21 protein-coding genes, 1 pseudogene and 1 riboswitch are annotated in these 23,223 nt (G+C 70.9%); of the genes and pseudogenes, 17 read left to right on the forward strand and 5 right to left on the reverse strand.

Features of this window, described 5'->3' with window-relative positions:
• From IE244_RS04555 to IE244_RS04565, 3 genes are all read left to right on the forward strand, one after another.
• Window positions 1-1,293: cytochrome c oxidase subunit I (locus IE244_RS04555; protein WP_229853945.1), on the forward strand; the 1,293-nt coding region annotated here is incomplete at its 5' end.
• A complete protein-coding gene (locus IE244_RS04560; RefSeq protein ID WP_031166647.1) occupies window positions 1,290-1,688 on the forward strand; it encodes a cytochrome c oxidase subunit 4 in 399 nt (132 codons plus the stop codon). The genes IE244_RS04555 and IE244_RS04560, both read left to right, overlap by 4 nt.
• Window positions 1,689-1,864: 176 nt before the next feature.
• Complete coding sequence (locus tag IE244_RS04565) at window positions 1,865-3,124, forward strand: L,D-transpeptidase (protein ID WP_191871277.1); 1,260 nt, start codon at window positions 1,865-1,867, stop codon at window positions 3,122-3,124.
• An 83-nt stretch (window positions 3,125-3,207) separates the two neighbouring features.
• On the opposite strand, the gene IE244_RS04570 is transcribed toward IE244_RS04565, so the two are convergent.
• Entirely contained in the window at window positions 3,208-3,609 is a 402-nt protein-coding gene (locus tag IE244_RS04570) for a response regulator (protein ID WP_191871278.1), read from the reverse strand.
• Between the two features lie 166 nt (window positions 3,610-3,775).
• On the opposite strand from IE244_RS04570, the gene ctaE reads away from it, so the two are divergent.
• From ctaE to IE244_RS04605, 7 genes are all read left to right on the forward strand, one after another.
• Window positions 3,776-4,396: an aa3-type cytochrome oxidase subunit III gene (ctaE, locus tag IE244_RS04575; protein ID WP_030616646.1), complete on the forward strand. Its 621-nt coding sequence runs from the start codon at window positions 3,776-3,778 to the stop codon at window positions 4,394-4,396.
• A 62-nt stretch (window positions 4,397-4,458) separates the two neighbouring features.
• Window positions 4,459-5,271 (forward strand): cytochrome bc1 complex diheme cytochrome c subunit, encoded by an 813-nt coding sequence (gene qcrC / locus IE244_RS04580; protein ID WP_191871279.1) that lies wholly within the window; start codon window positions 4,459-4,461, stop codon window positions 5,269-5,271.
• Window positions 5,268-6,326, forward strand: coding sequence for a cytochrome bc1 complex Rieske iron-sulfur subunit (gene qcrA / locus IE244_RS04585; protein WP_191871280.1), 1,059 nt, complete (start codon window positions 5,268-5,270; stop codon window positions 6,324-6,326). Before qcrC ends, qcrA begins: the two co-directional genes overlap by 4 nt.
• Complete coding sequence (gene qcrB, locus IE244_RS04590; RefSeq protein ID WP_191871281.1) at window positions 6,323-7,960, forward strand: cytochrome bc1 complex cytochrome b subunit; 1,638 nt, start codon at window positions 6,323-6,325, stop codon at window positions 7,958-7,960. The genes qcrA and qcrB overlap by 4 nt, the downstream gene beginning before the upstream one ends.
• Before the next feature lie 123 nt (window positions 7,961-8,083).
• A complete protein-coding gene (gene trpD / locus IE244_RS04595) occupies window positions 8,084-9,148 on the forward strand; it encodes an anthranilate phosphoribosyltransferase (RefSeq protein WP_191871282.1) in 1,065 nt (354 codons plus the stop codon).
• Window positions 9,149-9,223: 75 nt separating this feature from the next.
• Window positions 9,224-9,340, forward strand: a riboswitch (SAM riboswitch).
• Between the two features lie 147 nt (window positions 9,341-9,487).
• Window positions 9,488-10,849 carry an aminotransferase class V-fold PLP-dependent enzyme gene (locus tag IE244_RS04600; protein WP_191871283.1) on the forward strand — a complete coding sequence of 454 codons (1,362 nt, stop codon included), beginning with the start codon at window positions 9,488-9,490 and terminating at the stop codon, window positions 10,847-10,849.
• Window positions 10,850-10,996: 147 nt separating this feature from the next.
• Window positions 10,997-11,620 (forward strand): hypothetical protein, encoded by a 624-nt coding sequence (locus IE244_RS04605; RefSeq protein ID WP_191871284.1) that lies wholly within the window; start codon window positions 10,997-10,999, stop codon window positions 11,618-11,620.
• Between the two features lie 12 nt (window positions 11,621-11,632).
• Here the strand turns inward: IE244_RS04605 and IE244_RS04610 are convergent, their stop codons facing one another.
• Window positions 11,633-11,914 (reverse strand): Lrp/AsnC family transcriptional regulator, encoded by a 282-nt coding sequence (locus IE244_RS04610; RefSeq protein ID WP_191871285.1) that lies wholly within the window; start codon window positions 11,912-11,914, stop codon window positions 11,633-11,635.
• Window positions 11,911-12,654, reverse strand: coding sequence for a rhomboid family intramembrane serine protease (locus tag IE244_RS04615; protein ID WP_191871286.1), 744 nt, complete (start codon window positions 12,652-12,654; stop codon window positions 11,911-11,913). The genes IE244_RS04610 and IE244_RS04615 overlap by 4 nt, the downstream gene beginning before the upstream one ends.
• Before the next feature lie 153 nt (window positions 12,655-12,807).
• Between IE244_RS04615 and IE244_RS04620 the strand changes: the two genes are divergently transcribed.
• The 5 genes from IE244_RS04620 to IE244_RS04640 all read left to right on the forward strand — a co-directional run bounded on the left by IE244_RS04620 (window position 12,808) and on the right by IE244_RS04640 (window position 18,196).
• Window positions 12,808-13,047: a hypothetical protein gene (locus IE244_RS04620; protein ID WP_014672226.1), complete on the forward strand. Its 240-nt coding sequence runs from the start codon at window positions 12,808-12,810 to the stop codon at window positions 13,045-13,047.
• A gap of 79 nt (window positions 13,048-13,126) precedes the next feature.
• Window positions 13,127-14,470, forward strand: a complete 1,344-nt coding sequence (locus IE244_RS04625) for an NYN domain-containing protein (protein ID WP_191871287.1) — start codon at window positions 13,127-13,129, stop codon at window positions 14,468-14,470.
• Window positions 14,471-14,690: 220 nt separating this feature from the next.
• On the forward strand, window positions 14,691-15,719 hold the full coding sequence (locus tag IE244_RS04630; RefSeq protein ID WP_191871288.1) for a C40 family peptidase: 1,029 nt from the start codon (window positions 14,691-14,693) through the stop codon (window positions 15,717-15,719).
• A 238-nt stretch (window positions 15,720-15,957) separates the two neighbouring features.
• On the forward strand, window positions 15,958-16,986 hold the full coding sequence (locus IE244_RS04635; protein WP_191871289.1) for a C40 family peptidase: 1,029 nt from the start codon (window positions 15,958-15,960) through the stop codon (window positions 16,984-16,986).
• 28 nt (window positions 16,987-17,014) lie between these two features.
• On the forward strand, window positions 17,015-18,196 hold the full coding sequence (locus tag IE244_RS04640) for a hypothetical protein (RefSeq protein WP_191871290.1): 1,182 nt from the start codon (window positions 17,015-17,017) through the stop codon (window positions 18,194-18,196).
• On the opposite strand, the pseudogene IE244_RS04645 reads toward IE244_RS04640, so the two are convergent.
• Both IE244_RS04645 and IE244_RS04650 read right to left on the reverse strand, forming a co-directional pair.
• Window positions 18,177-18,648 (reverse strand): annotated as a pseudogene (locus tag IE244_RS04645) (PadR family transcriptional regulator); the annotation flags it as partial. The gene IE244_RS04640 and the pseudogene IE244_RS04645 overlap by 20 nt on opposite strands.
• A 269-nt stretch (window positions 18,649-18,917) precedes the next feature.
• The gene (locus tag IE244_RS04650) at window positions 18,918-20,153 is read right to left on the reverse strand and encodes a glycosyltransferase 87 family protein (RefSeq protein WP_191871291.1); all 1,236 of its coding nucleotides are present in this window, start codon (window positions 20,151-20,153) and stop codon (window positions 18,918-18,920) included.
• Between the two features lie 122 nt (window positions 20,154-20,275).
• Here IE244_RS04650 and IE244_RS04655 point away from each other — a divergent pair, with 122 nt between their 5' ends.
• Window positions 20,276-21,418, forward strand: a complete 1,143-nt coding sequence (locus IE244_RS04655) for a glycosyltransferase family 4 protein (RefSeq protein ID WP_191871292.1) — start codon at window positions 20,276-20,278, stop codon at window positions 21,416-21,418.
• A gap of 170 nt (window positions 21,419-21,588) precedes the next feature.
• The gene (locus IE244_RS04660) at window positions 21,589-23,211 is read left to right on the forward strand and encodes a GMC oxidoreductase (RefSeq protein WP_506005162.1); all 1,623 of its coding nucleotides are present in this window, start codon (window positions 21,589-21,591) and stop codon (window positions 23,209-23,211) included.
• Window positions 23,212-23,223 lie beyond the last annotated feature (12 nt).

Raw genomic sequence — 23,223 nt, forward strand, 5'->3', positions numbered from 1 at the left:
CAGGGTGCGGCCGACTTCGGCTGGTTCGCCTACTCCCCGCTGTCGGACGCGGTCCGCAGCCCGGGCATCGGCGCCGACATGTGGATCATGGGTCTGGCCTTCTCCGGCTTCGGCACCATCCTCGGCGCGGTCAACTTCATCACCACGATCATCTGCATGCGTGCCCCGGGCATGACCATGTTCCGCATGCCGATCTTCGTGTGGAACGTGCTGCTGACCGCCGTGCTGGTCCTGCTCGCCTTCCCGGTCCTCGCGGCCGCGCTGTTCGCCCTGGAGGCGGACCGCAAGTTCGGCGCCCACGTCTTCGACGCCGCGAACGGCGGAGCCCTGCTGTGGCAACACCTCTTCTGGTTCTTCGGCCATCCAGAGGTGTACATCATCGCCCTGCCGTTCTTCGGCATCATCAGCGAAGTCATCCCGGTCTTCTCCCGCAAGCCGATGTTCGGCTACATGGGTCTGATCGCCGCGACCATCGCGATCGCCGGTCTGTCCGTGACCGTGTGGGCGCACCACATGTACGTCACCGGTGGTGTGCTGCTGCCGTTCTTCTCCTTCATGACGTTCCTGATCGCCGTCCCGACCGGGGTGAAGTTCTTCAACTGGATCGGCACCATGTGGAAGGGCTCGCTGTCCTTCGAGACGCCGATGCTCTGGGCGGTCGGCTTCCTGATCACCTTCACGTTCGGTGGTCTGACCGGCGTCATCCTGGCCTCGCCGCCGATGGACTTCCACGTCTCCGACTCGTACTTCGTGGTGGCCCACTTCCACTACGTCGTCTTCGGTACCGTCGTCTTCGCGATGTTCTCCGGCTTCCACTTCTGGTGGCCGAAGATGACCGGCAAGATGCTGGACGAGCGCCTCGGCAAGATCACCTTCTGGACGCTGTTCGTCGGCTTCCACGGCACCTTCCTGGTCCAGCACTGGCTGGGCGCCGAGGGCATGCCGCGCCGCTACGCCGACTACCTGGCGGCCGACGGCTTCACCGCCCTGAACACGATCTCGACGATCAGCTCGTTCCTGCTCGGCCTGTCGATCCTGCCGTTCCTCTACAACGTCTGGAAGACGGCCAAGTACGGCAAGCCGGTGAACGTCGACGACCCGTGGGGCTACGGCCGTTCGCTGGAGTGGGCGACGTCCTGCCCGCCGCCGCGGCACAACTTCCTCACCCTGCCGCGGATCCGCAGCGAATCCCCGGCGTTCGACCTGCACCACCCTGAGATCGCCGCGCTCGAACAGCTTGAGCACGCCGGTCACGGCACCGCCATCGCGGGCAGCAAGGAGGCCGGCAAGTGAAGATCCAGGGTCGGATGTTCATCTGGCTGAGCGTCTTCATCCTGATCATGGCCATCGTGTATGGCGTGTGGTCGAAGGAGCCGGCCGGTACCACCGCACTCTTCCTGGCCTTCGGCCTGAGCGTCATGATCGGCTTCTACCTGGGCTTCACCGCCCGGCGGGTCGACGCGGGCGCCCAGGACGACAAGGAGGCCGACGTCGCGGACGACGCGGGCGAGCTGGGCTTCTTCAGCCCGCACAGCTGGCAGCCGCTCATGCTGGGCTTCGGCGGTGCGATCGCCTTCCTCAGCATCGCGGTCGGCTGGTGGCTGATCTACTTCTCGGCCCCGTTCATCGTGATCGGCCTGTTCGGCTGGGTGTTCGAGTACTACCACGGTGAGAACCGCACCCAGTAGCACACGAGAGCGCGTCCCGGAAGCCCGGACCCCCCATCAGGAGGGTCCGGGCTTCCGGCTTTTCCGGCTGCCGCGCCCGCGGTCGTCCGTTCGGAGTCGTTCTTCTGCCGTAGTGTCGGTGACTCGTACGGATTACCTACCGCGCCACGGGGGTCGGCGTCTCATAGCGTGATCATATGAACCACACTCCGCGGACCCGCACCGTCGTCAGCTGCGCCCTGCTGGTGACCGTCCTCGGCGCGGGCGTCACCGCCTGCGGTTCGGACGGCAACCCCCTGTCGGCCCAGCCGTACGACGCAGCGGACCTCATCTCCTTCAACGGCCCCGCCGACGCGGGCAAGCGGGCCGACCCCGACAAGCCCCTGGAGGTCACCGTGGACGACGAGGGGCGCATCACCGACGTAACCGCCCAGGACGCCACAGGGCGCTATGTGACGGGCGAACTCACCGCCGACGGCAGTCGCTGGCACAGCACCTCCCCGCTGGCCGCCAACGCCCACTACACGGTCACGGTGAGCACCGAGGACGACGACGGCGAGCCGGGCCGCAAGGTCTACTCGTTCGACACCAGCAAGCCCAGCGGCAAGAAGCGCCTGAACGTCACCTTCGGGCCGGACGCGGGCCAGTACGGCGTCGGACAGCCCATCACCGCGCAACTCGACCAAGAGGTCAAGGACAAGGCCCAGCGCGCCATCGTGGAGCGCGCCCTCAAGGTGCAGTCCACACCGGCCGTGCCGGGCTCCTGGTACTGGGTGAGCGCCAAGGAACTCCACTACCGCCCGAAGGAGTACTGGCCCACGCACGCCACCGTCCAGGTGCACAGCAACCTGGACGGCGTCCGGATCAGCGACCGGCTGTGGGGCGGCAGGTCGAAGCCGCTGAAGATCACCACGGGCGAGCGGATCGAGGCCGTCACGGACGCCTCGGCGCACCAGCTGACGTTCTTCGAGAACGGCAAGGTGATCAACCAGGTGCCCGTCACCACCGGCAAGGCCGGCTACGAGACCCGCAACGGCGTCAAGGTCGTCCTGGAAAAGCAGTACTTCGTACGAATGCGCGGGGTCACCGTCGGCATCGCCGAGGGCAGTTCCGACTCCTACGACCTGCCGGTCTACTACGCCACCCGGGTCACCTGGTCGGGCGAGTACGTCCACGCCGCACCCTGGTCCGTGGGCTCACAGGGCTACGCGAACGTCAGCCACGGCTGCACGGGCATGAGCACGGGCAACGCCGAATGGTTCTTCGACCACATCCACGAGGGGGACATCGTCAGGGTCGTCAACTCCAACGGCGACCCGATGGAACCCTTCGGCAACGGCTTCGGCGACTGGAACGTCGACTGGAAGAAGTGGCTCACGGGCAGCGCCCTGACCAACACCGCCCCCGACGGCCCGACCCCGCAGGACGCGCTGCGTCTCCGGCCGACAGCGGTGTGAGGAGCACCCCGAAGGGGCGCGGGGAGCGGGGCGGGCAGGCCCCGTCGGCCCGCACGCGCGCACGCTCCCGGCGCCCCGGGCCGCTAGGCGCCCACCAGCCGCTTCTGACGCAGCAGACCAGCCAGCGCGGACGCGAACTCCACCGGGTCCACCGGCAGGGTCACGGCGGCGTCGGCGCGGCTCCACGTGGCCAGCCACGCATCCTGCGGCCGCCCCATGAGAAGAAGCACCGGCGGGCAGTTGAACACCTCGTCCTTGATCTGCCGGCACACCCCCATGCCGCCCATCGGCACGGCCTCCCCGTCCAGCACGCACGCGTCGATGCCGCCCCGGTCCAGCTCGCGCAGCACCGCCTCGGGCGTCGCACACTCCACGAACTCGACCAGGGGGACGTCGGGGGCCGGCCTGCGGCCGGAGGCCAGCCGTACTTGTTCACGGGTGTTGGAGTCGTCGCTGTAGACCAGCACCGTGGCGGTCGGCTGCATTGTTCCTCCGGGACGTCAGCGTCGTACGGACGGGACGGACAGGGCCGTTCGGGCGGATGTTACTCCCGTCGAAGTTCCCATGAACACCACGTCAACACCGCTTCCGCGGGGGGCAACACTCCGAACGGCACCCCCCGGAGTGAGGGCGGGATAAGCGACCGACATAATGTCGGTCGTGGCGACAGCAACGACAGTAGAAACCGGGCACGCGCACCCGTCGGTCAACCGGCCGAACCTCACCAGCGTCGGAACCATCATCTGGCTGAGTTCCGAGCTGATGTTCTTCGCGGCCCTCTTCGCGATGTACTTCACCCTCCGGTCGGTGACCGGACCGGATCACTGGAAGGAGATGGCGCACGCGCTGAACGTGCCCTTCTCCGCGACGAACACCACGATCCTGGTGCTCTCCTCCCTCACCTGCCAGCTCGGCGTGTTCGCGGCCGAGCGCGGCGATGTGAAGAAGCTCCGTGGCTGGTTCATCCTCACCTTCATCATGGGTGCGATCTTCATCGGCGGTCAGATCTACGAGTACACGGAGCTGGTGAAGAAGGACGGCATCTCGCTGTCCTCCGACCCGTACGGCTCGGTGTTCTACCTGACCACCGGCTTCCACGGCCTGCACGTGACGGGCGGCCTCATCGCCTTCCTGCTGGTCCTCGGCCGCACGTACATGGCCAAGAGGTTCACCCACGAGCAGGCGACCGCCGCCATCGTCGTGTCCTACTACTGGCACTTCGTCGATGTGGTCTGGATCGGCCTCTTCGCCACGATCTACCTGATCAAGTAGCGGGACCGTCTCCCGCACATCCAGAAGCACCGACGCAGAAGATCCTGACACCGGGGTAATCCGTGAAAAAGCTCTCCGCACGACGACGCCATCCGCTGGCGGCGGTCGTCGTCCTACTCCTCGCGCTGGCGGCCACTGGGGGGCTGTACGCCGCGTTCGCACCCGCGGGCAAGGCGCAGGCCGATGATTCCGCCCAGTCCCTGACCATCAAGGAGGGCAAGAAGCTCTACGAGGTCGGCTGCGCCAGCTGCCACGGCACCGGTGGCCAGGGTTCCTCCGACGGACCCAGCCTGGTCGGCGTGGGTGCCGCGGCCGTGGACTTCCAGGTCGGCACCGGCCGTATGCCCGCGGCCACCTCGCAGGGCGCCCAGGTCCCGCGCAAGAAGGTCGTCTACAACCAGACGCAGATCGACCAGCTCGCCGCCTACATCGCCTCGCTGGGTGCCGGCCCGAACGTGCCCACCAAGGAGCAGTACGGCCCGGACGGTGCGGACATCGCCAAGGGTGGCGAGCTGTTCCGCACCAACTGCGCGCAGTGCCACAACTTCACCGGCAAGGGCGGTGCCCTGACCAAGGGCAAGTACGCGCCCACGCTGGAGGGCGTCGACCCGAAGCACATCTACGAGGCCATGCAGACCGGCCCGCAGAACATGCCGTCCTTCCCCGACACCACGCTGTCGGAAAAGAACAAGAAGGACATCATCGCGTACCTGCACTCGGTCGACAGCAGCGAGACGACGAATCCTGGCGGTCTTGAGCTGGGCGGCCTCGGGCCGGTCAGCGAGGGTCTGTTCGCCTGGATCTTCGGCCTCGGCGCGCTGATCGCCGTCGCCGTCTGGGTCGCCGCTCGGACCGCAAAGGCCAAGAAGTCATGAGTAGCCAAGACATTCCAGAAGAGAACCTGCCCGCAGAGCAGGACCACGCACACGGCGCGGTAGGGGTCGCGGACGAGGAGAACCCGTTCGCCGACCCGGGGCTGCCGCCTCACGAGCACCGGATCCAGGACATCGACGAGCGGGCCGCCAAGCGGTCCGAGCGCATGGTGGCCCTCCTGTTCACGGTGTCGATGCTGGCCACCATCGGCTTCATCGTCGCCTACCTGGTGATCCCGAACGACAAGTCGATCTTCGTCTTCCCGATCGGTCACATCAGCGCGATGAACTTCGCGCTGGGTCTGACCCTCGGTGCGGCGCTGTTCTGCATCGGCGCGGGCGCGGTCCACTGGGCCCGCACCCTGATGTCCGACGTGGAGGTCGCCGACGACCGTCACGCGATCGCGGCCTCGCCCGAGGTCCGTGCGAAGGTCCACGCGGACTTCCGCCAGGGCGCCAAGGAGTCGGCGATCGGCCGCCGCGGCCTGATCCGCACCACGATGTTCGGCGCGCTGGCCCTGGTGCCGCTCTCCGGCGTCATGCTGCTCGGCGGCCTGGGCCCGAAGCCCGGGACCATGCTCCGGCACACCCTGTGGGCCAAGGGCAAGCGCCTGATCAACATGAACACCAACCAGCCGCTGCGTCCCGAGGACGTCGCGGTCGGCTCCCTCACCTTCGCCAAGCCCGACGGGCTGGAGGAGACCGACGAGGACTTCCAGAACGAGATCGCCAAGGCCGCGCTGATGATCGTCCGGCTGCAGCCGGACAACATCAAGGACAAGCGCGAGCTCGACTGGTCGCACGAGGGCATCGTCGCCTTCTCGAAGATCTGCACCCACGTCGGCTGCCCGATCTCGCTGTACGAGCAGCAGACGCACCACGTGCTGTGCCCGTGCCACCAGTCCACCTTCGACCTCTCCGACGGCGCCCGAGTGATCTTCGGCCCCGCCGGCCACGCCCTGCCGCAGCTGCACATCGGCGTGGACAGTGACGGTTACCTCCAGGCGCTCGGCGACTTCGAGGAGCCCGTCGGTCCTGCATTCTGGGAGCGCGGATGAGTACTGCAGCGAACGAGACGCCCCGCTCGCGCGGGAAGGCACCGGCCGGCGAGCGGATCGCCGACTGGGCCGACGGCCGGCTCGGGATCTACTCCCTGGCCAAGTCCAACATGCGCAAGATCTTCCCCGACCACTGGTCGTTCATGCTGGGCGAAGTGTGCATGTACAGCTTCATCATCATCATCCTCACGGGTGTCTATCTGACGCTGTTCTTCCACCCGTCGATGAACGAGGTGGAGTACCACGGCAGCTATGTCCCGCTGCAGGGACAGCTGATGTCCGAGGCGTTCAACTCGACCCTGCACATCTCCTTCGACGTGCGCGGTGGTCTGCTCGTCCGGCAGATCCACCACTGGGCCGCGCTGATCTTCCTCGCCGGCATGTTCGTGCACATGATGCGCGTGTTCTTCACCGGCGCGTTCCGCAAGCCGCGTGAGATCAACTGGCTGTTCGGCTTCCTGCTGTTCGTCCTCGGCATGTTCACCGGCTTCACCGGTTACTCGCTGCCGGACGACCTGCTCTCCGGCACCGGTGTCCGCTTCACCGAGGGCGCGATCCTGTCGATGCCGATCGTCGGCACGTACATCTCGATGTTCCTCTTCGGCGGCGAGTTCCCCGGCCACGACTTCGTCGCCCGGTTCTACTCGATCCACATCCTGCTGCTGCCGGGCATCATGCTCGGCCTGATGGTGGCGCACCTGATCCTGGTCTTCTACCACAAGCACACGCAGTTCGCGGGTCCCGGAAAGACCGAGAAGAACGTCGTCGGCATGCCGCTGCTGCCGGTGTACATGGCGAAGGCCGGAGGCTTCTTCTTCCTGGTCTTCGGTGTCATCGCGGCCATCGCGGCGGTCGCCCAGATCAACCCGATCTGGGCCATGGGCCCCTACCGCCCGGACCAGGTGTCCACCGGCGCCCAGCCCGACTGGTACATGGGCTTCGCCGAGGGTCTGGTCCGCTACATGCCGGGCTGGGAGATCAACTTCTGGGGTCACACGCTCGTCCTGGGTGTGTTCATCCCGCTGGTGCTCTTCGGTCTCGTCCTGGCGGCGATCGCGGTCTACCCGTTCATCGAGTCCTGGGTCACCGGCGACAAGAGCGAGCACCACATCCTGGACCGCCCGCGCAACGCCCCGACCCGCACCGCGTTCGGTGTCGCCTGGGTGACGGTCTACATGATCGGCCTGGTCGGCGGTGGCAACGACCTGTGGGCCACCCACTTCCACCTGTCGATCAACGCCGTCACCTGGTTCGTCCGGATCGGCTTCTTCGCCGGACCGGTCATCGCGTTCATCGTCACCAAGCGGATCTGCCTCGGCCTGCAGCGCCGCGACCGCGACAAGGTGCTGCACGGTCGGGAGACCGGCATCATCAAGCGCCTGCCGCACGGTGAGTTCATCGAGGTGCACGAGCCGCTCAGCCAGGAGCAGCTGCACACCCTCACCGCTCACCACCAGTACGAGCCGGCCGAGATCGGCCCGACCGTCGACGAGAACGGTGTCGAGCGCAAGGTCGGAGCCTCGGAGAAGCTCCGGGCGAAGCTGTCCCACGCCTACTACGGCGAGGACAACCAGATCCCGAAGCCGACCGTCGAGGAGTACAAGGAGATCACGAGCGGCCACGGCCACCACTGATCCCGGCGTCGCCACGCCACGCTGAAGGGCCCCGTCCGGGTTGCGGACGGGGCCCTTCGCCGTGCCCGGGGCTGGATAGGGTGGGATCACACTGTTCTGGCACCACACACCCAGGAGCGGCTTATGAGCGCTGTGACCCCCGCTGGAGGCGACACCGCGGCGGGCCGTTCCTGGCCCGTCCTGCTGAACGGCCTGCTGAACGGCCAGGACCTGTCCGCGGACGACACCGCGTGGGCGATGGACCGGATCATGCGCGGCGAGGCGACCGACGCGCAGATCGCCGGGTTCGCGGTGGCACTGCGGGCCAAGGGGCAGACCGTGCAGGAGATCACCGGTCTGGTCCGCACGATGTACGAGCACGCGAACGTGATCGAGGTGCCCGGCCGCACCGTCGACATCGTCGGCACGGGCGGCGACGGCGCGAAGACGGTGAACATCTCCACGATGTCCGCGCTCGTGGTCGCCGGTACGGGCGCGAAGGTCGTCAAGCACGGCAACCGGGCCGCGTCCTCGGCGTCCGGCTCGTCCGACGTCCTGGAGAGACTGGGCGTCAACCTCGACCTGACCCCCCGGCGGGTGGCACAGGTCGCGGAGGAGGCCGGCATCACCTTCTGCTTCGCCGTGAAGTTCCACCCGGCCCTGCGTCATGTGGGCGCCGCGCGGGGCCAGTTGGGCATCCGGACGGTGTTCAACCTGCTCGGCCCGCTGACCAACCCGGCGAAGGTGCGGGCCCAGGCGGTCGGCGTGGCCGTCGCGCACGAGGCACCCATCGTCGCGGGCGTCCTCGCGGAACGCGGCAACTCCTCGCTGGTCTTCCGCGGGGACGACGGCCTGGACGAGCTGACGACGACGTCCACCTCCCGGGTCTGGATCGTCCGGGACGGCAAGGTGTCCGAGGAGTCCTTCGACCCGCGGGACGTCGGGATCGACCTGGTCCCGGTGGAGGCGCTGCGCGGCGGCGACCCCTCCCACAACGCGGGGGTCGCCCGCCGGCTGCTGGACGGCGAGCGGGGCGCGGTGCGTGACGCGGTCCTGCTGAACTCGGCGGCGGCCCTGGCCGCCCTGGACCCCACGGACGCGCCGCTCGCCGAGCAACTGCGCGCCGGCATGGCCAGGGCCGCGGAGTCGATCGACTCGGGTGCGGCCGGGCGGGCGCTGGAGCGCTGGGTGGCGGCCAGCAACGCGTAGCGTTCACCGGCGGTCGTCCCGCGATCCGGACGCGGGTTGCGGGACGACGATCGTTTCCCGTACGTTCCTGTACCAGGTCATGAGTGACAGTCATTCGGCCCCGGCCGGCTGTCCGGCAACCCTCCGTCCGTGGCGGGGTGCCCCGGGTGAAGACCAGGCCGTAGGCAGCGAGGTCTACGGCAAGCGCGGACCCCTCGTGCGCTTCTGAGTGAGCGCAGGGCCAGGGGTCCTGGTCATCGAGGGAGCCTTCCGTGAGCAAGCGAATGCGATAGGGCCGCAGAGCCCCGCCTCCGCACACCCCTTTTCTCACTCCTTCCTTCGCCTCACGGGAGCTCACCCATGTCTGTCTTCACCGCTGCCGCCGACCAGTCCGTTTGTGCCCCTCTGCCCGTTCTGGGCAGCGATGTCACGGTCCCGCTCGTCACCGGCGGCGAGGTCACCTACGCGGCCCTCGACTACGCGGCCAGCGCCCCCGCCCTCCAGCGCGTCTGGGACGACGTCGCCGCCTACGCCCCCTACTACGGCAGCGTCCACCGCGGCGCCGGCTACCTCTCCCAGCTCTCCACCGACCTGTTCGAGAACGCCCGCCGGACGGTCGCGGAATTCCTCGGCTGCCGCGCCGACGACCAGGTGATCTTCACCCGCTCGACCACGGACTCGCTCAACCTCCTCGCCCGCGCCCTGCCCGCCGACTGCCAGGTCTTCGTCTTCGAGACCGAGCACCACGCCTCCCTGCTGCCCTGGCAGGACGCGCACGTCACCTACCTCAACGCCCCGCGCAGCCCGCAGCAGGCGGTCACGACCCTGGAGCGGGCCCTCGCCGACCGCGACCCCCACGGACCGGCCCTGGTCTGCGTCACCGGCGCCTCCAACGTCACCGGCGAACTGTGGCCGGTGCGCGAACTGGCCGCCGCCGCGCACGCCCACGGCGCCCGGATCGTCCTCGACGCCGCCCAGCTCGCCCCGCACCACCCGGTGCACATCCGCGACCTGGACGTCGACTGGGTCGCCTTCTCGGGCCACAAGCTGTACGCCCCCTTCGGCTCCGGCGTCCTGGCCGGCCGCGCCGACTGGCTGCGCGGGGCCGAGCCGTACCTCGCGGGCGGCGGCGCCAGCCGCAAGGTGACCCGGCGTCAGGACGGCGGCGTGGACGTCGAGTGGCACGAGAGCGCCGCCCGCCACGAGGCCGGCTCCCCGAACGTCATCGGCGCCTACTCCATCGCGTCGGCCTGCAAGGCGCTCACCGGGGCCGGCTGGGACGCCCTGGTCGCCCGCGAGCAGCACCTGATCGCCAAGGTCCGCGAGGGCCTGGCCGGGGTTCCCGAGGTGCGGGTGCTGTCCCTGTTCGGCGACGACGCCCCGCGCGTCGGCGTGATCTCCTTCGTCGTCGAGGGCTGGAACAGCTCCCACTTCGCCGCGGCGCTCTCCGCCGAGTACGGCATCGGCGTCCGCGACGGCCTCTTCTGCGCCCACCCCCTGGTCCGCACCCTCCTCGGCAGCGACCCCCAGACCCAGGGCGAGTGCGGCGCCCCCGAGGCCGCGCCGGGCGAGAAGTCCCTCAACGCCATCCGCGTCAGCTTCGGCGCGGGCACTCCCGACGAACACGTCGAGCGGTTCGTCAGCGCGGTCAGGGAACTGGTGACCGAGGGCGCCAAGTGGACGTACCGGACGGAGGACGGCCGCTGCGTCCCGGCGGTGTGACCGTCTCCCGCTCGCCGTGCAAGCCGTCCGGACCGGACGCGCCGAGGACCGCACCTTCCGGGTGCGGTCCTCGGCACGAGGCCGGGCGGCGAAGACGGTCGGCGGCACCTCGGCTCCCGCGCCGGCGACGCGCGCCGGCTGACCGCCGTGAGCACGTCGGTCAGCGGGCAGTGGACCCGCACCCTCCGGGAGAGGGGGTACGCCGTCCCGGTCCTGCCCGGTGACGACGTGCTGGTCTCGTTCGGCGGCACGGGCGCGGGCGGACTGCGCCGCTACCCCGCCGACGGCAGCGCCCGGTGGACCGCCACGGCCCCGGGCGGGCCCACCGGCACCCCGGTCGTGGCGGGAGACGTGGGCCCGCGCGGGCGGTCACGGCGATGCCCTGCTCGGACTGGACGCGCGGGACGGATCGCCGGGGTGGAAGGTGTCCACGGGCGCCGAGGTGACCGCCCTCGCCCTGGCGGCACCACCCTGTTCGCCGGCCCCGCCGCCCGGCGCGAGGGCTTCCGGGTCCTGGACGGCCGACGGCTCGAAGGCCTGGGGCCGTCACATCGAGGGCGGCCCGGACGCACCCCCACGGTGGCGGCCGGCGAGACCGTCTACGCGCGCGTCTCGGACCAGGTGCCCGCCCCGGACCTGAACGGCCGCGAGCGCTGGACCGCGCCCCTGGGCCACAGCGCCGGCCCCGACCGGCACACCCCCGTCGTCCGCGGCCGCCGCCTCTGCATGCCCTCGGGCACCGGTGTCGCGGCCGCGGACATCACCCGCTGAGCGATGCCGGTCCTAGTTGTCCAGGCCGATCGCGAACGCGGCCTCCAGGTCGTGCTGGGAGTACGTGCGGAACGCGACGTGCGTGTCCGTGGCCTCCACGCCGGGGATCTTGCTGATCCGGCCGGGGATGACCTCGGCGAGGTCCTCGTGCCGGCCGACCCGGACCATGGCGATCAGGTCGTAGGTGCCGGTGACCGAGAAGACCTCGCTGACGCTCTCCAGCGCGGCGATCTGCTCCGCGATCTCGGGGATCCGGTCCACGCTGGTCTTGATGAGGACGATCGCGGTGATCACGGCTGGTTCTCTCCCTCGGGTGCCGGAGCTGGGGCGGACCTCACTCTAGCCGCACGGCCGTAGCGGACCCACGCGTAGCCGAAGCCCAGCCCGAAGCCGACCAGGTGGGCCAGATACGCCACCCCGGGGCCGTCGGAGGCCTGCCCCGCCGCCGCCCACTGCAGCGCCGCCCAGAACGGCAGCACGACCCACGCCGGGAAGCGCAGCGGCAGGAAGAACAGGAAGGGAAGAAGACTGGTCACGCGGGCGCGTGGGAACAGGTAGAGGAACGCTCCGAGGACCGCCGAGATCGCCCCGGACGCGCCGACCAGCGACTGCTCGGAGGCGGCGTTGGCGGCCGCGTAGCCCAGCAGGGCCAGGTAGCCGCAGCCCACGTAGAAGAGGGTGAACTCCACCCGGCCCATCCGTTCCTCGGTCATCACGCCGAAGACGAAGAGGAAGAGCATGTTGCCGAGCAGATGCACCCAGCTGCCGTGCACGAACAGCGCCGTGGCGGGAGTGAGGGCGGCGCGCGCCGGTCTGGCGAACAGCTCGGCCGGCACCACGCCCCAGCGCCGGAAGTACGCCCGTTGCGCGGCGAGCAGCGCGTCCCCGGAGCCGTACCCCAGGGTGAGCCCCGAGGCCGGGCCCAGGGCGAAGAGCAGACAGCACAGACCGATGAGGACGTATGTCATGGGCGCCGGTGTGTTCCGGACCGCTCTGAGGGCCCTGCCGGCCGCCGTGCTCCACTCGCTGATCATGAACACAGAGCATGACGTAACGGGACGCAAGCCGACAGACCGCCTCGCCGCCGTGGACGGACGGGCGGCGAGTCCCCGGCAGGCCGTAGGGTTACGGCCACACGCGTCGGCCGGCGGCGCGGGAGCGAGACGAGAAGGAAGCGGACAGCCACGATGACGGTTCCCCTGCCGACCGCGACGACCCGTTGGCGCTGCACCCTGTGCGGCAACCTCACCCGGTTCGACGTGACCCGTTCCTCGAAGGTCGTCGAGTACGTCCACCTCGACCTCGCGGGCGAGCCGACGGTGGAGGAGCGCGAGGTGGTCAGTGAGACCATCGAGTCGGTGCGCTGCCGCTGGTGCAACGCGGTGGACCAGGTGGAACTCGTGGACAGGCCGGGTGCCGGCTCCTGAGCGGGGCGGCCCGCAGAAGCGCAGTGGAAGCGACGCGGTGGAAGTGACGCCGTAGAAGTGAAGTAGTGGGGTGTGACGGATGGTGGAGACCGCAGGCGGGGGGCCGGGCGACGGCACCGCTGAGGTGCTTGACCGTCCGCTGCCCGACGGCGTGCGCCGGCGGGTCGTGCAGATCGTCTCGGACGGCTTCGGCGGGCTGACCGTGGCGGAACTGCCCGCCCAGCTGCGGCAGTACGCCCGGTTCGCCCCCAATCGCCGGGCGAAGTTCGCCGGGAACGCGATGGCGGCGGCGCTGGAGACCGATCCGCTGTTCCGGCAGCGGATCGGGGAGAAGTTCAGAGAGGCCCAGCCGGAACTCGCCGGCGCCCTGGACTCCGGCCCCCCGCCCCCGGCCGCGGATCCGCTCGACGTCGCGGCCGCGGCCTACGTGCTGCGCCCGGCGGGCTGGGTGAAGCTCGTCACCGCGGCCGGCGAGGAGGCCCAGCGCGCGGATGCCGAGCGGGCGGACGAGGAGAGCCGAGCGGAGCTGGAGCGGCTGCGCGCCGAGCTGGCCCAGGCCCGCGACCACACCCGCGCCGAGACCGAACGGCTGCGTACGGAGCTGGAGTCGGCGAAGAAGGAAGCCGAATCGCTTCACCGCAAACTCCGGGCCGCCCTCAGCGACGTCAAGCGCGGCGAGGCGGCCCTGCGCAAGGTCCAGGGCGAGAGCGACGCCGTACGCACGGAGGCCCACCGGCAGGTGTCGGCCGCCGAGAGCGAGTCCCGCCGGCTCAAGGCCCGCCTGGGCGAGGCGGAGGCCGCGCTGGAGGCCACCCGCCGCGCGGCCCGCGAGGGCCGCAGCGTGGAGGACATGAGGGTGCGGCTGCTGCTGGACACCCTGCTGGAGGCCACCCAGGGGCTGCGCCGTGAACTCGCCCTGCCTCCGGTGTCCGTGCGGCCCGCCGAGACGGTCGACGCGGTCGAACCAGGACGCATGACCCCGAAGGACATCGCGGCGCGCGCCCTGTCGGAGCACGATCCGGCCATCCTCGACCAGTTGCTCGCGCTGCCCCAGGCGCATCTGGTGGTCGACGGCTACAACGTCACCAAGACCGGCTACCCGCAGATGCCGCTGGAGAAGCAGCGGCTCAGGCTGCTCGGCCAGCTGTCGGCGCTGGCCGCCCAGACCGGCGCCGAGGTGACGTGCGTCTTCGACGGTGCCGAACTGGCCGCCCCGGTCCTGCTCGCGCCTCCACGCGGGGTCAGGGTGCTGTTCTCCAAGCCGGGCGTCACGGCGGATGAGCTGATCCGCCAGCTCGTGCGCGCCGAGCCGCCGGGCCGTCCGGTCATCGTCGCCTCCACGGACCGGGAGGTGGCCGACGGGGTCGCCAAGGCGGGTGCCCGTCCCGTCGCCTCTGCGGTGCTTCTCAAGCGCTTGTCCTGAAGGTCCAACGGGCATAGCTAATGCCCGAATTGGCAGCATCTTCACGCAACGTAGTGTCCATCGCGGATCACTGCATGTGAGTTCTGTGCAAAGAATGCATTGCGTGACAGGATTTTCTGCTGAGAGGATTTGAACTGATCACAACTGGGTCACTAGGGTCTGGGCTCGAACCTCCGAACGGGTGATCACTCACTCACTCACAAGAAGGAGTTCGTCCTCCGTGGCGTCCCACCGTCGACCCAAGCAGCCGAGTCGCGCCCGCGTGACCGTGCTGACCACCGCAGCCGCCGCAGCCGTCGTCCTGAGCGCGAACGCCGCCAACGCCGCGCCGAAGCTCAGCAAGGACCAGGTCAAGGCCAAGGTCGACAAGCTGTACGAGGAGGCCGAGCAGGCCACCGAGAAGTACAACGGGGCGAAGGAGAAGCAGCAGAAGCTGCAGAAGGAAATATCCACGATCCAGGACAACGTCGCCCGCGGCCAGCAGGACCTGAACAAGCTGCGCGACGGCCTGGGCTCGCTGGCCACCTCGCAGTACCGCTCCGGTGGCATCGACCCCTCGGTCCAGCTGTTCCTGTCCTCCAACCCGGACGACTTCCTCGACAAGGCCTCCACGCTCGACCAGTTGAGCGCCCAGCAGGTCGACTCCCTGAAGAAAATCCAGGACAAACAGCGCGAACTGGCCCAGGAGCGCGCCGAGGCCACCGAGAAGCTCAAGGACCTCTCCTCCACGCGCACCCAGCTGGAGAAGAAGAAGAAAGAGGTACAGGGCAAGCTCGCCGAGGCGCAGCAGCTCCTCAACACCCTGACGGCCAAGGAGAAGGCGGACCTGGCCGCCCAGCAGCAGCGGGCCGACCGCTCCTCCAGTGCCCGCGTGAACCTCGGCGACACCCCGCCGGCCTCCGACCGTGCCGGCGCGGCGTTCTCCGCCGCCCAGAGCCAGATCGGCAAGCCCTACGTCTACGGCGCCACCGGCCCGTCCTCCTTCGACTGCTCGGGCCTGACCTCCTGGGCCTACGCCCAGGCCGGCGTCTCCATCCCGCGCACCTCGGAGCAGCAGGCGAACATCGGCACCCGGATCAGCTCGGTCAACGACCTGCAGGTCGGCGACCTGGTGTTCTTCTACGGCGACCTGCACCACGTGGGCCTCTACGCCGGCAACGGCCAGGTGCTGCACGCCCCGCACACCGGTGCCGTGGTCCGCTACGAGGCGATGGCCGACATGCCGTTCCAGTTCGGCGTCCGGGTCTGAGCAAACACCGACACCCGGAAACGGTGACGTCCGAACGGGCGAATCCCGCGTACCGAGGCTGACTCCACGCCCCGCCACTGACCTGCGTCAGCGGCGGGGCGTCACCCGTTGTTGCCGTCGCCGGCTTTGGTCGGCGCCCTTCCCTGCGGCTACTGTCTGCCGCGTTTCCCCGGCGCCGGGGCCTCCCCGTCCCCAGGCGCCGGGGGAGCGGTATCCGTCCGCCAGCAGAAGGACTGCCGTGGGGTCTCATCGCCGCCTTGCCTCGTCCGGGTTCGACCGGGGTGCCGCCGCCCTGTGCGTGCTGTCGGCCGCGGCCGCCGCGCTCGGCGCCGTACCGGCGCACGCGGCGCCGCACGAGGGTGCCCGTGCCGAGGTGGACCGGCTCTACCAGGAGGCCGAGCAGGCGACCCAGGCCTACGACAAGGCCCAGGAGCAGGAGGGCGCGCTGCGCCGCGAGGTGCAGGGCGCCCAGGACCACGTCGCGCGGCTGCAGCAGCACATCAACACCCTGCGCGAGCAGCTCGGTTCGCTGGCGGGCGCCCAGTACCGCGCGGGCGCCATCGACCCGGCCGTCGCGCTGCTCCTCTCCGACGACCCTGCCGAGTACCTCGACAAGGCGTCCACCCTCGACCGCATCGGCGCCCAGCAGGTCGACCGGCTGCGCGAGTTGCGGTCCGCGCTGCGGGGCCTCTCCCAGGAGCGCGCGGAGGCGGCCGGGAAGCTCGGCGCGCTGGAGGACAGCCGCAAGGCGGTGGCCACGCACAAGCGGACCGTGGAGACCAAGCTCGCCAGGGCCCGGCAGCTGCTCAACTCCCTGTCCGCCGCCGACCGCGCCGCCTACCACCGGGCCTCGCGCTCCGACGGCCCCGACCGCCTCGACCTGCCCGACCTGCCGGATCTGGCCGGTGCCGTCCTGCCCGACGCCCGCGCCGCCGCCGCGGTGGCCGCCGCCCGCTCCGCCCTCGGCCGCCCGTACGTGTGGGGCGCCAACGGCCCCTCGGGCTTCGACTGTTCGGGCCTGATGCAGTGGTCGTACGCGCACGCCGGGATCCAGCTGCCGCGCACCTCGCAGGAGCAGCGCTTCGCCGGCCGGCAGATCCCGCTGTCCGAGGCCCGACCCGGCGACCTGGTGGTCTACCGCTCCGACGCCAGCCATGTGGGGATGTACGTCGGCAACGGCCAGGTCATCCACGCGCCCTATCCGGGAGCGGCGGTGCGCTACGACCCGGTCGGGATGATGCCGATCTCCTCGGTGACCAGGCCCTGACCGCGCCGCTCACCGTTACGATCGGGAAATGGCTGGTCGCAGACGGGGGTGGAGCATCGGGGCCGTGGTCCTCGGTCTGCTGCTGCCCCTGACCGGGTGCGGTGGCACGGGGACCGACGCGGCCCGCGCCGAGGTGCAGCACCTGCTCGACCGGCGCTCCGCCGCCCTCCTCGGCCACGACGAGACGGCGTACGGCGCGACGGGCAGCCGGACCGAGTACACCCGGCTGCGCGCCCTCCCGCTGGCCTCCTGGAGCTACCAGGTCACCGCCCTGCGCCGCACCTCCTCCGGCGCCACCGCCGACGCCGACCTGAACTTCCGCGTCGCCGGGTACGACAGGGCGCCGGTCGACGTCCGGCGCACCCTCGCCCTGGGCCGCACCGCCGACGGCATGTGGTACGTCACCTCCGACAGGCCCGCGAAGGGCGCCGGGCAGCAGTTGTGGGACCAGGGCCCGGTGACCGCCGTGAAGGGCGCGCACAGCCTGGTGCTGGGCACCGGCCGGACGGCCGCGCTGAGCGGTTACGCCGCACTGGCCGACCGCGCCGTCCCGGCCGTGTCCCGGGCCTGGGGCACCGGCTGGAGCCGCCATGTCGTCGTCCTCGTCCCGCGGTCCCTGCAGGCGATGGGGGCACTGCTCGGCTCGCCCGCCGCCAACTACCGGGGCATCGCGGCCGTCACCACCGGTGAGGCGGGGGGCTCGGGCCGGGCGCCCGCGGACCGGGTGGTCGTCAACCCGGAGGCGTACGCCGCCCTCGGTGACATCGGCAAGCAGGTGGTGCTCACCCATGAGACCACCCATGTGGCCACCCGCGCCCACACCACCGCAGCCACCCCGCTGTGGCTCTCCGAGGGCTATGCCGACTGGATCGGCTACCTCGGCACCGGCCGCACCCCCGCCGAGGCCGCGCCGGAGCTGTCCCGCGCCGTCCGGGACGGCCACGCCCCCACGAGGCTCCCCTCCGACAAGGACTTCGGCTTCACCAGCGACCCGGCCGAGCTGGCGCAGGCCTACGAGGGCGGCTGGCTGGCGTGCCGGATGGTCGCCGCCCACTTGGGCACCGCCCGGCTCGGCGCCTTCTACCGCGCCGTGGGCGCCCACGACAAGCGGGCGGGCGCGGTCGAGGACGCCCTGAAGAAGGTGCTCGGCACCACGCCGGAGGCGTTCACCGAGCGGTGGCGCGCCTATGTCAGGACGCAGCTCGGCTGAGCGTCTCGACGGCCTCGCGCAGCCGGACCCGCTCCGCCTTCGCGGTGGCCCGCGCGACCCGCGGCACGCCCTCGCGGAACAGGTCCCCGGCCTCCTCGGCCCGCACCGCCTCGCCCTCCCGGTAGAAGAAGCTGGCCGGCGTCTCCAGGGAGTCCAGCCGGCGGCGCAGCACCGCGGCCTGCTCGGCGGGATCGTCGAGGTGCCGCAGGAAGGCCGGCAGCGTGTCGAAGCGGACCTGGTCGGTGATCTCCGCCTGCTTCGGACCGCGCGGCCGCGCGAGCAGCTCCTCGCCTCCCTCGCCGGTCAGGCGGAGCACCCGCCGCGGGCGGCGCTCGCGCCGTCCTCGGTGCGCTGGTCGAGCAGTCCGGCGGCGAGGAGCCGGATGATCGCCGGGTACAGGGCGCCGCGCTGACCGGGCGGACATGGCCGCTCAGCGCCCTGATGCGCTTCCTTCGGCCCCTATGTGCTGCTGACGGCCTGCTTCCTCGCGCCCGGCGGTGTCTTCGAGGGCAGCGGGGGAGCACCGGCGCCGCTGCGGATCACGCCGCCCGGCACGGCCGTGCAGCTGTCCCTGGCGTACGCCCTGTGCGGCCTCGGCCTGCCCGGCGTCCGTCTGGCGCCGGCGCTCGCGATGGCGGTGCAGTGCGGGGCGTGGCGGCACTGCTGGGGCGGGCCGGGCGCCGCGAGGAGTCCGTGGCCGTCCTGGTGCGCGCGGGCTGTGTCAGGGGGAGACCGGGGTCTGCCGGGGCCGGGCGGGCTGGGGTGGCAGCGGGGCGGTGGGGGCCGGCGGCACGGTCGAGCGCCACAGCCGGCGTGCCGCCGAGAGCGAGGCCACGACCAGCAGGCCGTTGCGCACCACCATCAGCAGGACGCCGTACCGGTCGCTCACCACCACGTGCGAGAAGCCGAGCGGGAACTCCAGGACCGTCACGAAGGACGCGGCCAGCACCATCAGCGCGGGCGCCCCCATCCGGCTCGCCCGGTACGACCCGCAGACCGCGGCCAGGCCGATCAGCCACACCAGGTACTGCGGGCTGATCACCCGGCTGGTGACCGTGAACAGCAGCACCGCGGTGAAGGCCGCGTCCGCCGGCATGTGCGGCACGGGGCGGGTCACGCGCAGCCGCCACAGCAGCAGCCAGCAGAACGCGGCCCCGGTCAGCGCCAGCGCCGCCGCGCTGACCTGGTCCACATGCGGACCGAGGAACTCGATCGACCCGTAGTTCAGCAGCACCTGGCCCTGCCAGCCGAAGTGCCGGGCCACATGGAAGACCAGGGCGCCCAGCGACTCCACCTCGGTGCCCCGCTCCCGCTGGAAGGCCAGGAAGGTGAAGGCGCCCGGCATGGACACCGCGAACAGCGCCGCCAGCCCGGCCGCCGTCACCGCCGCCGACGCCCACGCCCGCCGCCGTACGGCCCCCACCAGCAGCAGTGCCGGCCACACCTTCAGCAGCGCCCCGAACGCGGTCAGCGCGCCCATCACCCGTGGCCGCCGGGCGCCGGCGAGCAGCGCCGCCACGGCCACCGCGGTCACCATCACGTCGTAGCGGGCGTACACCGTCGGACCGAGCAGCGGTACTCCCGCCACCCACACCCAGGCGCCGCGCGGGGACCGGCCGGGGCGCCGGCGCGGCCCCAGCAGCAGCGCGAGCACGACCAGGTCGGCGAGGAACGCCAGCACGAAGAAGGCGTGCGTGTAGGACAGGAAGGGCAGGACGGCGGGGGAGAGGATCGCCAGGGCGGCGGCCGGCGGGTACTGCCAGGTCACGTCGTCCAGCGGAAACGTTCCTTGACGCAGTACCTCGTACCAGCCCCGGTAGATCACCGACACGTCCGAGGTGACGTCCGGGCCCGGGAAGACGAACACCTGGAAGACGAACAGCAGCAGCGCCGCACGGGTGACGGCCCAGGTCGCGAGCGGCCATGACAGGGACCGCGCGGTGCCCTTCGTCTCCACGTGCTCCCCTGCCGTTCGATTTCCCGCGTCGACGGACGCGTCGCGTGACCATGATGTCCTGCCCGGCTGTGCGGCTGCCACAGACTCGGCCGCGCCCGGCCCATTGGGTAGGGTCGGCGGCGATGCACAGGACCCTCATCGTCACCAACGACTTCCCGCCCCGGCCGGGCGGTATCCAGGCATTCCTGCACAACATGGCCCTCCGCCTGGACCCCGGCCGGCTGGTCGTCTACGCCTCCACCTGGAAGCGCGGCCGGGAGGGCGTCGAGGCCACCGTCGCCTTCGACGCCGAGCAGCCCTTCACCGTCGTACGCGACCGTACGACCATGCTGCTGCCCACCCCGCGGGCGACCCGGCGGGCGGTGGAGCTGCTGCGCGAGCACGGCTGCACCTCGGTGTGGTTCGGCGCGGCGGCCCCGCTCGGCCTCATGGCCCCGGCCCTGCGCGGGGCGGGGGCCGAACGGCTGGTGGCCACCACCCACGGCCACGAGGCCGGCTGGGCCCAGCTGCCCGCCGCCCGGCAGCTGCTGCGCCGGATCGGTGAATCGACGGACACGCTCACCTATCTGGGTGAGTACACCCGCTCCCGCATCGCCACCGCGCTCACCCCGGACGCGGCCCGGCGGATGGTCCAGCTGCCGCCCGGGGTCGACGAGAAGACCTTCCACCCCGCCTCCGGCGGCGACGAGATCCGCGCCCGCCTCGGTCTCACCGACCGCCCGGTCGTGGTCTGCGTCTCCCGCCTGGTCCCGCGCAAGGGCCAGGACACCCTCATCCGGGCCATGCCCCGCATCCTCGCCGCCGAGCCGGACACCGTGCTGCTGATCGTGGGCGGCGGGCCGTACGAGCGGGATCTGCGGCGGATGGCGGCCGAGACCGGGGTGGGCGACCGCGTCCGCTTCACCGGCGCCGTCCCCTGGTCCGAGCTCCCCGCCCACTACGGCGCGGGCGACGTCTTCGCCATGCCCTGCCGCACACGGCGGGGCGGCCTGGACGTGGAGGGCCTGGGCATCGTCTACCTGGAGGCCTCGGCCACCGGCCTGCCGGTGGTGGCCGGTGATTCGGGCGGGGCGCCCGACGCGGTACTCGACGGGGAGACCGGCTGGGTCGTCCGGGGAGGCTCCCCCGAGGAGGCCGCCGACCGCATCGTGCCCCTGCTGGGCGACCCCGGGCTGCGCCGCCGCATGGGCGAGCGAGGCAGACAGTGGGTCGAGGAGAAGTGGCGCTGGGACCTGCTCGCGGAGAGGTTGAAGGCACTGCTGTAGTGCAGCGCCCCGTGAGGGGCGCGGGGCCGTATCCATGTGCGGCTCCGCCGCGTGGGCGCGGTCAGCCCGCACGGCCCGTGGCCGCCGACGACGCGCACCCACCCCTTCATGCGGCGACTCTTGGCGGAACCCCGTAATCCGCCCATGCTGCGCCCATGACAGCAAACCTGATGAGACGTCAGCTGACGAGACGTCACATACTCGGTATGGCTGCCCTGCAGACGGCGGCGACCCTCGGCTTCACCCGCATCGGCCTCCAGTCGGCCCGGGCCGCCGAGCCCGACGCGGCCGAATCCGCGCCCGCGATCGTCATCGGCTCCGGCTACGGCGGCGCCGTGGCCGCCCTCCGCCTCGGTCAGGCCGGCATCCGCACCCTCGTCCTCGAAATGGGCCGGCTCTGGAACACCACCGGCAGCGACGGCAAGATCTTCTGCTCCACCTCGGCCCCCGACCAGCGCTCCATGTGGTTCCGCACCCGCACCGAGGCCCCGCTCGCCACCTTCCTCTGGCTGGACGTGGTCAACAAGGACATCAGCCCCTACCCCGGCGCCCTGGACCGCGTGCACTACGACAACATGTCCGTCTACGTCGGCCGTGGCGTCGGCGGCGGCTCCCTCGTCAACGGCGGCATGGCGGTCACGCCCCTGAAGTCGTACTTCACCGAGCAGTTCCCGACCGTGGACGCCGACGAGATGTACGGCACCTACTACCCGCGGGCCCGCGCCATGCTCGGCGTCAACACCATCGACCCGGCGTGGTTCGAGTCCACCGAGTGGTACCGGTTCACCCGCACCTCCCGGAAGGCCGCCGGCAACGCGGGCCTGAGGACCACCTTCGTGCCGAACGTCTACGACTTCGGCTACATGCAGCGGGAGGCCGCCGGTACGGCCACGAAGTCCGCGCTCGCCGGCGAGGTCATCTACGGCAACAACCACGGCAAGCGCAGCCTCGACAAGACCTACTGGGCCGCGGCCCTCGGCACCGGGAACGTCACCCTCCACACCCTGGAGCGGGTGAAGTCCGTCAGCCGGGCGGGCGACGGCTCGTACGTCCTGACCGCCGACCGGATCGACGTCACCGGTACGGTCGTCGAGACCAAGCAGTACAGCTGCACCTACCTGTTCCTCGGCGCCGGCAGCGTCGGCACCACCGAACTCCTCGTCCGTGCCCGGGACACCGGCACCCTGCCCGACCTGAACCCCGCCGTCGGCGCGGGCTGGGGCACCAACGGCAACACCATGCTCGGCCGCGCCAACCACGTCTGGGACACCGTCGGCGCCGACGAGGCCACCATGCCGGTGATGGGCATCGACGACTGGGCCAACGCCGACAACCCCGTCTTCGCCGAGATCGCCCCGCTGCCCATGGGGTTCGAGCACTGGATCAGCCTCTACCTGGCGATCACCAAGAACCCCGAACGGGCGTCCTTCACCTACGACTCCGCCTCCGGCGCGGTGAAGCTCGGCTGGCGGCCCGACCAGAGCGCGGTGTCGGTGGCCATGGCCAAGAAGCTCTTCGACCGCATCAACCTGGCCAACCTCACGATCTACCGGTACGACCTGTTCGGCTCGGGCGGCAAGGTCTTCGCCGACGACTTCACGTACCACCCCCTCGGCGGCTGCGTCCTCGGGAAGGCGACCGACGACTACGGCCGGGTGAGGGGGTACCCGCGGCTCTACGTCACCGACGGCTCGCTCGTGCCCGGCAACATCGGCGTGAACCCCTTCGTCACCATCACCGCACTCGCCGAACGCACGATGGCGCGGGTCCTCGCCGAGGACACCGCGCCATGACGCTCCGTCAGT

Origin of the sequence: Streptomyces filipinensis, from assembly GCF_014649495.1 — a bacterium.
GTDB classification, from domain to species: Bacteria; Actinomycetota; Actinomycetes; order Streptomycetales; family Streptomycetaceae; genus Streptomyces; species Streptomyces filipinensis.

Coding starts and splice junctions, on each gene's coding strand:
- IE244_RS04565 (WP_191871277.1), top strand. CDS start 1,865: ATGAACCACACTCCGCGGACCCGCACCGTCGTCAGCTGCGCCCTGCTG.
- IE244_RS04570 (WP_191871278.1), bottom strand. CDS start 3,609: ATGCAGCCGACCGCCACGGTGCTGGTCTACAGCGACGACTCCAACACC.
- ctaE (WP_030616646.1), top strand. CDS start 3,776: ATGTCGGTCGTGGCGACAGCAACGACAGTAGAAACCGGGCACGCGCAC.
- qcrA (WP_191871280.1), top strand. CDS start 5,268: ATGAGTAGCCAAGACATTCCAGAAGAGAACCTGCCCGCAGAGCAGGAC.
- qcrB (WP_191871281.1), top strand. CDS start 6,323: ATGAGTACTGCAGCGAACGAGACGCCCCGCTCGCGCGGGAAGGCACCG.
- trpD (WP_191871282.1), top strand. CDS start 8,084: ATGAGCGCTGTGACCCCCGCTGGAGGCGACACCGCGGCGGGCCGTTCC.
- IE244_RS04600 (WP_191871283.1), top strand. CDS start 9,488: ATGTCTGTCTTCACCGCTGCCGCCGACCAGTCCGTTTGTGCCCCTCTG.
- IE244_RS04615 (WP_191871286.1), bottom strand. CDS start 12,654: ATGATCAGCGAGTGGAGCACGGCGGCCGGCAGGGCCCTCAGAGCGGTC.
- IE244_RS04620 (WP_014672226.1), top strand. CDS start 12,808: ATGACGGTTCCCCTGCCGACCGCGACGACCCGTTGGCGCTGCACCCTG.
- IE244_RS04625 (WP_191871287.1), top strand. CDS start 13,127: ATGGTGGAGACCGCAGGCGGGGGGCCGGGCGACGGCACCGCTGAGGTG.
- IE244_RS04640 (WP_191871290.1), top strand. CDS start 17,015: ATGGCTGGTCGCAGACGGGGGTGGAGCATCGGGGCCGTGGTCCTCGGT.
- IE244_RS04655 (WP_191871292.1), top strand. CDS start 20,276: ATGCACAGGACCCTCATCGTCACCAACGACTTCCCGCCCCGGCCGGGC.
- IE244_RS04660 (WP_506005162.1), top strand. CDS start 21,589: ATGAGACGTCAGCTGACGAGACGTCACATACTCGGTATGGCTGCCCTG.